A 9,778-nucleotide genomic window follows, 5' to 3' on the forward strand; every position below is an offset into this window, starting at 1 on the left:
GGCAGTCTAGGAGGGGGATTTAATTTGGGATACTGATGAAAGGATTATGATCAGTTGGATAGAGGATCGTACTAAGCTGAGCGGCAGGTTAGCTAGATTAGTTAACCAGATAAGTGAAATCTAGTTCCAAACTATTTTGTCATTTTTAATTTTCGCATTAGCTTACGACGCTACACCAAGTTTCCATCTATTTTGTCACTTTTCCCAAAATAACTCTCAAAAACCCCCATTTTCACCCCTCCCAGTTCCCAACTATTTTGTCCGTCTACAGGAAATGTAGGCGGACAATTAAGTCTTAAACTTAACAAAATAGATCTAAACTATGACAATAAAGTCTTAAACTAGACAAAATAGTTGTAAACTGAAATCGGTCCAGTTATGCTGTGAAAAAGCATACTGGACTTTTATTATGGCTAAAGCAAACTCTTCATTTTCTGAAGTACAAATTGCCCGTCGTATTAAAGAGGGGCGGGGCCAAGGGCATGGTAAAGACTATATTCCATGGCTAACAGTATAAGAAGTTCCTTCAGCAGGTCGTTCCCACCGTATTTACCAGGCTCAATATAATTAATGGTCACTCCATTTTCCGCACACTATTGTGTAAACAACAAGGCGGTCATTTCGCTACCGTTGTCCACACGGATCATTTTGGGAAGGCCTCGCGCCGCTTTGAGCTGCTCAAGGACACGTACTACTCTGGCAGCAGGAAGAGAGGTGTCTACAACAATATCCAGTGCTTCTCGCACACCCTCATCGAGGATATTGAGTACACGAAAACGGGTGCCGTTGTATAACGCATCACTCATGAAATCAAACGTCCAACTGTAGTTCGCCTCTGCCGGAACGGTTAATGGCGCGGGATTACGCTCGGGTAATCGCTTTTTAGTACGTCGTTTTTGGTTCAAATTCATCGTGTAATAAATAGATCAGACTCGTTTAAAATTCCACGGCTTTCCATCTAGTCGAAGTCGATAAAAGCATTTCCAAAAGCCCCACCCTGAGCGCGTGGGGGGATTACCGTCCTGACCCCCAAGGGGCATGGTTGTTAGAGCAATGATCTGCTATTTGAGTTTGATATCGATAGTTTATGTATGTCCATTTTTAGGCACGTAGTAGAACTTATCTCCAGAATACAGAAAAAAGGATTTATAGTTCCAAACTATTTTGTCATTTTTGATTTTCGTACTAACTTATGACGCCACATCCAGTTCCCATCTATTTTGTCACTTTTCTCTAAATAACTCTCAAAAACCCCCATTTTCACACCTTCCAGTTCCCAACTTAATTGTCCGTCTACAACGCTTTAATAAAAGCTACCGCAATGAAGTCCTTGACCCCCATCTGTTCTCTTGCTTAACGCAAGTACGGGAGCTGAGTTGGGCGTGGATGATAAGTTATAACGAAGAGCGACCCCATGAATCGCTGGGCAATCTACCGCCTAGTGAATTTAAGCGACGCTTAATGGCAGAAGTCTCTAGTTATGAACTGTGCGCTTGACGGTAAGCCTACGCTATAGAATCCGGTATGGCTACCACCCTCTACGTGCAAGGGTATAGGGTTCTGCATACATAAAAATGGTATAGCACACTGCGTCTAAACAATTAAAAAATCCACTTGGGGCGTACGCTGCGATAGTCCTGTTAGTCTTTCAAAAATATTCTGAGTCTATGGGATTACAAAGGGCCTCTACTAGCTAGTTTATTCCGAGCGCCCACCAATATGGCTCAAAGCTTTGCTCTACGCTATCCGCCACTAACGCAATAAAATCCTCATAATTCCCCGTACAGTGCGCCTTATCTAAGGCCTCATAATAGGGGAGACGTTGCTCTACTGTAATCACAGAGGCAGGAAATCCCGCTTTCATCAGCTCTAGGTTCATCAATAGGCGAGACGTACGACCATTACCGTCTACAAAAGGATGGATCTTAACAAACTCACCATGCACACGTGCGGCACGCTCCACCGGATGCAATGACTGTGCTTGGGTATTACACCAATGAATAAAGGTGTGCATGTGATCTGCGACTTGAAAGGCTTCGGGAGGGCGGTGTTCTGCTCCTGAAATGAGCACGTTCACTTGACGGTATTGACCTGCATTTTGTGCATCAATATTTTTGAGGACGAGTTGGTGTAACGACTTGATAGTCCATTCATCTAGAGGGCGCTGTTGTTTAACTAAATCCTCGACAAATAAAATAGCATCGCGATGATTCACGGCTTCAAAATGTTCACGTAACGTTTTCCCACCTATGGTGATGCCTTCTAGAGCCACTTTGGTTTCTTTTAGTGTAAGCGTATTTCCCTCAATAGCATTACTATGATAAGTCCACTGCAAAACGAGGTTTTCATGCAGGTTATTAACGACTTGTGGGTCTAATGGGCGATAGCTATCTAATTTTTCTTTTAACGCATCCAGTTTGGCTAGTTGTGTCATGATGTGTTTTGATCCCATTCTCTTTATCCCTTATTGTTACTTGTCGTGCAATCGTTAAAAACCTGATTCAGTATAAAGCATCTTATTGCTTAGGGCTCATGCACAGCATGAGCTTAGTGGTAAGAGTCTTCTATGTATAACTAATATTAGACGCATAATATAATAACATTATGTCAAATTAAAAAGTTATTTAATCAAAGAAGAGAGCAAAATTTTGTATCCAACAAAACAAACACTCGTATGCAAAGACAATTCAATCTTCTCTCCTTAGACAGGAGAAGGCAACAAACCTTATTTAGCTCAAACAAATTACGCCGATAGAGTATCAACCAGAACTCATCAGTTGCTTAGGTAACTACTAAAGGGGATAGGGCAAAGCCGAAACTTTAGAGGCTAGCCAGAGTAAAAAGCCTAGGCTCATAAGACGGTAGAGTTATTTTCTACGAATGTTAGGGCAGGCCAATTTTGGTCCATCAAATTCAAGTGGTCCACTAAACCCATAGAAACAAAAAAGCACTTAAAGCTTAAAAGCTCTAAGTGCTTGATTGTTTTGAGGTATTCTTGGTCGGGACGGAGTGATTCGAACACTCTACCCCTTGCACCCCATGCTATTAAATAAATATAAGCGCATATAACTAAAGACAAGCGCAAACAGTTTAATCCAATAATATCAACGGTATATGTAGGGTTTTGTCTTTCCTTGTATGCCTGAATCTTCTCTAATCTCATGATTTTTAGTGTACGATTAGTGTACAAGATTAAACGTACACTAATTGAGGAATGATGAATCGACCAAGCTTTTATAGACAGTTCATTGCCTCAGAAAAGTAATGCCGTTCGTAGTTTATCGGCGAAAGATTCGCAGCATGACTATGCCGACGAATCGGGTTGTAAAACATTTCGATGTAGTCAAAAACATCTTGGCTTGCTTGCTCTCTGGAGTTATAAACTCTGCGTTTAATGCGCTCTCGCTTAAGTAACTGAAAAAAGCTTTCCGCAACGGCATTGTCATGGCAATTACCGCGACGACTCATGCTTGGCTCTAGATTATGATTAGCCAGAAAAATAGCCCACTCGTAGCTCGTAAATTGACTGCCTTGATCGGAGTGCACCATGACACGTTGTGTTGGTTTGCGTCTCCAGACTGCCGACAGTAAGGCCTGTATAGCTAGATCTTTACTCATACGTGAACTCATTGACCAACCGACCACCTGGCGAGAGAATAAATCCAATACAACGGCCAGATACAGCCAACCCTCATGGGTACGTATGTAGGTAATATCGGTTACCCAGGCGATGTTAGGCGCAGCCACATCGAACTGGCGATCTAGGACATTAGCGGCGATGCTATTTGGTACACCCCCGTATGAACCCGGCCGACACCGGTACCCGACCTGAGCGTGCCAACCTTGATTACGCATCAAGCGTGCTACACGGTGCCGACTGCAAGATTCACCCAGTGCACGCAAATCATGATGCACCTTGCGGTAACCATACACGCGTGCGCTCTCAAGCCAAGATGTTTCCACCAAGGCCAGTAAGCGTTGATCTTCAAGGTCGCGCTGACTATGAGTACTGCGCCGCCATGCGTAATAACCGCTGTGATGCACCTGTAGCACGGCGCAGAGTAGACGCACCGCATACTGAGTCGAATGTTGCTCGATAAATGCGTACTTCAGCCGGACTCCTTGGCAAAGTACGCGGCGGCCTTTTTTAAGATATCTCGCTCTTCAGTAAGTCGCTTAACCTCATTACGCAAGCGCTTGATTTCAGCCGCTTCAGTACTCTCTTGCTCTCGCTGCTCGGCTGGCTTGTTATAGCGCTTTAACCATCCATATATACTGTGCGTTGATACGCCTAGACGGGCAGCCACTTCCGCAACAGGACGACCATGTTCAGCCACCTGTTTGATTGCTGCAATTTTGAATTCTTCTGTAAATCGAGCCTTGCTCATAAACGTCTCCTTAAGACGATATTATGAGGCAAAAATGTGTCTAGTAAACCTTGGTCGATTCAGGTTTCTTTTCTTGGTAATTAGTGATTTTTCTCTTTTGTAACTCCTTTTAATGCATAGTAGTAAATTTCATCAATTGATACATGGGGCAGATAGCCGATACGGCCCCCCCTGTTTGGTAGTAAAGGTAGGGCGTAACAGGAGATTATGAGGGATTATAATTAGGCCATTTGACGGATTTTGAGCTTGTTTGTTGGGTCTACGGGGGGCTCTAGTTCAATGGGAGGAGGCTAATAAGCGGTCTGTGCGCGATCGGGTTGAAACGTAGAGACTAAATATTGGAAAAGAAAAAAGCCTCAGCTTCTCATGAACTGCCCGTCATCGTAACGTTGACTTTGTCCCATTCCGTCACGGATGACCTTACCACCGCCGAACATGACTTCTTCGCCGTAATGCGTGTGGTCATGTTCAATCTCGATCCAGAGTTCAGTATCACCAAGACGGATACGATCACCGGTATTGGCGACGGTTAGTGTGATAGGTTCACGGCCTACGCAAAGATCAATATCATCATTTCAGCGACAGTGCGACCTTCACGGGCGCCTTCCATAATGGCGCAGCTGATCAACGCTACCGCTTCGGGGTAGTTGAGCTTTAGGCCTTTGGCCTTGCGACGTTCTGCAAGCAGCCCCGCAGTAAACAAGAGCAACTTGTCTTTATCTCTTGGTGTTAATTCCATTGCTAACTCCGTTGTTATCGAGGTCTTTTTGTTAGTGATTTTTGCCTAGTGCGGCAAAAGAGGGAGAGGGTCCAGACTGTTGCCTGGGTAGTGTTAGTTAGGTTAGCCAGATGCGAGGGATCTCTGCCTGACGGCCTCTGCGGGGTCACTCAAGCCGACGGTCCAAAGCGTGGCATGCACGGTGGTAGCGCCTTGTCCCCACTTGCCGACAAAACGCGGATGGTGGGGGTCGATAATCTGGCGCTCTATCCAAAGAGGACGGCCGTTTTGAGTGAGGGCAAAGTGCTGTTCTAGGCGACCGCTCGCAAAGGGAAGTTCGCTTGCGGGACGACCTAAACCTAAGATCTCCCAGCCCAGACATTGAGCGTTGTCCTCTAGGTCAATAGTGAGGTGTTGTTCGCCTAGAGAGCCATCTTAAATACTTGATGAATAAATTGTTTACTAGTAAAAGTATGTGGGGGCCGTCATTTTTCGGTAGACAAGCTGAGTGTTTTCCCTAGATTTACGGGGCTAAGGCAGATTTCCTAATTGACAGTCAACTGGGTATGTATATACTTTTTGATAGCAGTACGGTGACTCTTATCTAGTGGTTCCAGATGGGATGCATTGAAGATCGGTCTGCAGCGACACTCAGACCCCATAAATTGATGTGACTGAAAACTAAAAAGCCAGTCGATCATTCCACTCATTTAAAACGATATAAACGGGGGAGCATTGGGTCAGCTAGATAAAACCTGATGTCCACCCATAGAGGAGACAAGAATGTGGATCAAACCGTTAGCCAAAGCATGTGCCGCCTTATTAACGATGGGCGTGATGGCAGCCCCTGTTCACGCAGAGGATTTGTTATCCAGAGTTAAAAAATCAGGGGAGCTGGTTGTTGGAACAGAAATGCAGTTCGCACCTTTTGATTTTCATGAAAATGGAAAGCAGACTGGCTTTAATAAGGACTTATTCGAAATCATTGCCGAACGCATCGGCGTCAAAGTGAAGTTTTTAGACTTGCCTTGGCCTAGTGTTTTACCCGGTTTGGATTCCAAAAAATTTGATATGGGGGGCGGTCCTATTTTGGTGACCAAAGCCCGTAAAGAGCGTTATTCCTTTACCTTACCGGTTGCCGATGGAACTGTTGCCTTACTAAAAAGCGCTAAAAATGCCGAGCTAACCAAGCCTGAAGACATCGCAGGCTTGGCTGTGGGTGGCGGTAAAGGCTCTGCTCAGCTAGCGCAATTAAAAGACTTTGTGGCAACCTTAGATAAGCCAGTGGATGTTCGTGAATACGTGGATAACAACCAAGCTTATGCTGACATCGTATCGGGTCGCTTAGTAGCCGTTGCTAACTCCATTACGAATATCGCATATGTGGCCAAACAGCGCCCCAATATGTTTGAGGTAGTGCAGCCTCCATTTGGTAAGCAAGTCTACTTTGCTTACTTTATGCGCAAAGATGAAGACAGTCGCACATTACTAGAAGCCTTTAACGAAGGTCTCGAAGCTCTACATGCGGATGGAACTTTAGCTGAACTACAGAAAAAGTGGTTCGGTATGGAGATGAAAGTACCGACCGCAGAGTTTGAACCTGCAGTCTAAGCCTTGGAGGAGCTACCTGCTTGGATGACGGGTGGGTAGCTCAATCGACTGTTATGGTCATGCGGTGTTTATGTCTTAAGCACCACCATGTACCACGAGGTAAAAAGCATGTTTGATTTTCATGTAGCGCTGGAGTCCCTGCCCTTGCTAATCAGTGCAGCCAAAATGACGCTTTTTGTGTCGACGATTGGTTTGGCGGTGGGATTTGTGATTGCGGTCATGGTGGCATCAGCCAGCATGTCGCCCTCGCCATTACTGCGACGCTTAATGGGTTGGTATGTCTTTGTATTTAGAGGCATTCCACTATTAGTCCAGCTGATGGTGGTGTTTTACTTCTTTCCGGTGATTGGAGTTAATGTCCCACCCCTAGTCGCTGCGGTGGTGGCGATTTCTTTATGTGAGGGAGCGTACATCGGGGAGATTTTGCGTGGTGGGTTTATGGGGATCCCCAAAGGACAGCTGGAGGCAACCAGTCTATTGGGACTGTCCAAATTCGACACTTTGGTGCGTATTCAAGTTCCTCAGGCCTTACGTTTGACCATGCCTACTTTAATCAACGAAATGATTTTATTGGTTAAGGCATCATCCCTAATTTCAGTCGTAGGGGTTACCGAGCTAACCCGCATGGCGCAAAACATTGCCGCGAGCACGTTCTCGCCGATGGAAGCCTATCTGGGCGCCGCATTTGTGTACTTCATTATCAATGGCGTGCTCTCTATTGTAGGTCATTGGGCCGAGCGTCACTTTAGGAGGGCAGCGTAATGGGATTGGATTTTAGCGTACTGAGCTCGTATTGGCCGGCGATTGCTAAAGGGTTTTTGATGACCATTTATACCTGGTTAGCATCGGTGGTTTTAGGGATGCTGCTCGGGTTTCTAATTGCTATTTTGCAGCGTCATGGTGGTCTAGTAATACGTTCTGTACTACGAGTATATATAGAGATAATTCGTACTACTCCCTTCCTAGTGCAGTTGTTTGTGCTGTATTACGGCGGCCCAACAATTGGCCTGGATTTATCTCCTACGCAGGCGGGGGTATTAAGCCTAACTGTGTATGGCAGTGTGTATTTTGCTGAGGTCTTTAGAGGCGGTTTTGCCGCCGTGCCTAAAGGACAAACCGAGGCAGCGGAGTTTTTGGGATTATCTCGTTTTAATGTGATTTGGCGGGTGAATGTGCCACAAATGCTGGTCATCATTACACCTTCTTTAGTGAATCTAATTATTATATTAAGTAAAGAAACCGCCATTCTTTCTATTGTCACTGTGCCTGAATTAACTGCAGTGATGGTTCAAATTGGTAACGAACAGTTTGCCCACTTAGAAACGACACTCGTATTGTGTGTAGCCTACTTGATTTTAGTAGCGGCAACAGAACGCGTTGGTCGCTGGGCAGAAGCACGTAGCAACCATTTCTTAGCTCGCTAACTGGGTTAGGGTGAAAAGGAGACAATCATGGAAACCGTAATGAATGGGGCAGCCCCAGATCAAAGCTTGGTTCAAGTTCGTAACATGTGCAAAAGTTATGGGCCGGTGCAGGTGCTGAAGGACATCTCGTTAGAGGTACGTCGCTCAGAAGTCACGTGCATTATTGGACCTTCTGGTTCAGGGAAAAGTACTTTGCTGCGCTCACTCGCCTTCTTAGAAGAATACGATGCAGGTGAAGTGCTGATCGAAGGGTTGTTGCTCGGTTATGTGGATAAGCCTGATGGACGCCGCGTGAAAGCCAACCGTAGTGAACTAAATCATGCGCGTCGTCACGTGGGTATGGTGTTCCAGCAATTTAATCTCTGGCCTCATATGACGGCCCTGGGAAATGTACAAGAAGCTTTGCTACGAGTAAAAGGGATGCCTAAAGATGAGGCCGCCGCCAAAGCTAAAGCCATGCTAGAGAAAGTGGGTTTGGGGGATAAGGTGGACTTTTACCCAGTCAACTTATCAGGTGGCCAACAGCAGCGGGTTGCTATTGCCAGAGCATTGGCGATGGAGCCCAAGATCATGCTGTTTGATGAACCCACCTCAGCACTGGATCCAGAGCTCGTGGGCGAAGTATTGCAGGTAATGAAAGACTTGGCACGCGAGGGCATGACGATGGTCGTCGTAACCCACGAGATGGGCTTTGCAGCTCAGGTGGCAGATACCGTGGTTTTCATTGATAAAGGGGAGATCGTGGTCTCAGGATCCCCTCAGGACGTTTTTTCTCAAACAACACAGCCTCGTTTAACTCAATTCCTAGAGAATTATTTTGAGCGTAATGCGTTTTGGGAGCGTAACTGCAATCAGAGTAATCAAAATGAATTAGAAGCCGCGGCCGTATAGTCCCGCGCACCGACTATCTAGGAGTTTTTATGTTTGGACATTTACGTGCGTTTGCTGGTGATCCGATTTTTCGATTAGGCGAAGCCTTTCATGCGGATCCGCGCGATTTAAAGGTCAACCTCACGGTGGGACTGTACTATGACGAGCAGGGACGTTTGCCCTTGCTTGATGTGGCACGCCGAGCCGAAAAAGCGTGGGCCGACAAGGCCTTGCCACGCGCTTATCTGCCTATAGAAGGCTTATCTGATTACCGCGAGCAGGTACAAAAGTTGGTTTTTGGCCCTAATAGTAAGGCGTTGGCGGAAAATCGCGTGGCAACCATCCAAACACTAGGTGGTACCGGTGCATTAAAGGTAGGCGGTGATTTTTTACACGCCGCTTATCCAGAAAGTGAAATGTGGATTAGTGATCCGGCTTGGGATAATCATCATGCCATTTTCAGAGGCGCGGACATTACCACCCATACCTATAGGTATTACGATAGCGCAACTCGTGGCTTGGATTTTGAAGGCATGGTGCAGGACCTAAAACAGCTGCCAGAGTACAGCATCGTTTTACTGCATCCTTGCTGTCACAACCCAACAGGTGTGGACCTAGAGGACGCGCAGTGGTCAGACATTATTGCCGTTTTACGTGAGCGCAATTTGATTGCCTTTGTCGATATGGCCTACCAAGGGTTTGCTCGCGGGCTGGATGAGGATGCTTTTGCTATCCGCGCCATGGATGAGGCGGGGCTGACCTTTTTG

9 protein-coding genes and 4 pseudogenes are annotated in these 9,778 nt (G+C 46.0%); 7 read left to right on the forward strand and 6 right to left on the reverse strand.

The features are described from left to right. Positions 1-409 precede the first annotated feature (409 nt). Positions 410-514: pseudogene (locus tag Q1V74_RS05045) on the forward strand (heteromeric transposase endonuclease subunit TnsA); the annotation flags it as partial. 79 nt (positions 515-593) lie between these two features. Here Q1V74_RS05045 and Q1V74_RS05050 read toward each other — a convergent pair. Further along, entirely contained in the window at positions 594-911 is a 318-nt protein-coding gene (locus Q1V74_RS05050) for a transposase family protein (protein ID WP_300647342.1), read from the reverse strand. 262 nt (positions 912-1,173) lie between these two features. On the opposite strand from Q1V74_RS05050, the gene Q1V74_RS11240 reads away from it, so the two are divergent. Further along, on the forward strand, positions 1,174-1,497 hold the full coding sequence (locus tag Q1V74_RS11240) for an integrase core domain-containing protein (RefSeq protein ID WP_366524637.1): 324 nt from the start codon (positions 1,174-1,176) through the stop codon (positions 1,495-1,497). 196 nt (positions 1,498-1,693) lie between these two features. On the opposite strand, the gene Q1V74_RS05055 is transcribed toward Q1V74_RS11240, so the two are convergent. The 5 genes and pseudogenes from Q1V74_RS05055 to Q1V74_RS11245 all read right to left on the reverse strand — a co-directional run. Then, positions 1,694-2,452, reverse strand: coding sequence for a Fic family protein (locus tag Q1V74_RS05055; RefSeq protein ID WP_300647343.1), 759 nt, complete (start codon positions 2,450-2,452; stop codon positions 1,694-1,696). Positions 2,453-3,234: 782 nt separating this feature from the next. Then, positions 3,235-4,388 (reverse strand): IS3 family transposase gene (locus tag Q1V74_RS05060; protein WP_300647344.1). Its coding sequence is split into 2 segments (ribosomal slippage): positions 3,235-4,142 and positions 4,142-4,388, totalling 1,155 coding nucleotides; the frame shifts between segments, so codons are not numbered across the junction. A 386-nt stretch (positions 4,389-4,774) separates the two neighbouring features. Further along, positions 4,775-4,954 (reverse strand): annotated as a pseudogene (locus Q1V74_RS05065) (hypothetical protein); the annotation flags it as partial. A 2-nt stretch (positions 4,955-4,956) separates the two neighbouring features. Further along, a pseudogene (ureA, locus tag Q1V74_RS05070) lies at positions 4,957-5,127 on the reverse strand (urease subunit gamma); the annotation flags it as partial. A 102-nt stretch (positions 5,128-5,229) separates the two neighbouring features. After that, positions 5,230-5,526 (reverse strand): annotated as a pseudogene (locus Q1V74_RS11245) (urease accessory protein UreD); the annotation flags it as partial. 363 nt (positions 5,527-5,889) lie between these two features. Between Q1V74_RS11245 and Q1V74_RS05075 the strand changes: the two are divergent. The 5 genes from Q1V74_RS05075 to Q1V74_RS05095 form a co-directional block, all read left to right on the forward strand. Further along, on the forward strand, positions 5,890-6,717 hold the full coding sequence (locus tag Q1V74_RS05075) for a transporter substrate-binding domain-containing protein (RefSeq protein WP_300647345.1): 828 nt from the start codon (positions 5,890-5,892) through the stop codon (positions 6,715-6,717). A gap of 108 nt (positions 6,718-6,825) precedes the next feature. Then, positions 6,826-7,479, forward strand: coding sequence for an amino acid ABC transporter permease (locus Q1V74_RS05080; protein WP_300647346.1), 654 nt, complete (start codon positions 6,826-6,828; stop codon positions 7,477-7,479). Then, a complete protein-coding gene (locus tag Q1V74_RS05085) occupies positions 7,479-8,141 on the forward strand; it encodes an amino acid ABC transporter permease (RefSeq protein WP_300647348.1) in 663 nt (220 codons plus the stop codon). The genes Q1V74_RS05080 and Q1V74_RS05085 overlap by 1 nt, the downstream gene beginning before the upstream one ends. A gap of 27 nt (positions 8,142-8,168) precedes the next feature. Continuing rightward, positions 8,169-9,032, forward strand: coding sequence for an amino acid ABC transporter ATP-binding protein (locus Q1V74_RS05090; RefSeq protein WP_300647349.1), 864 nt, complete (start codon positions 8,169-8,171; stop codon positions 9,030-9,032). A gap of 29 nt (positions 9,033-9,061) precedes the next feature. Further along, positions 9,062-9,778 (forward strand): aminotransferase class I/II-fold pyridoxal phosphate-dependent enzyme (locus Q1V74_RS05095; protein WP_300647350.1); only part of this gene is annotated, 717 nt, incomplete at its 3' end.

Origin of the sequence: Paenalcaligenes sp., from assembly GCF_030152715.1 — a bacterium.
GTDB classification, from domain to species: domain Bacteria; phylum Pseudomonadota; class Gammaproteobacteria; order Burkholderiales; family Burkholderiaceae_B; genus Paenalcaligenes; species Paenalcaligenes hermetiae.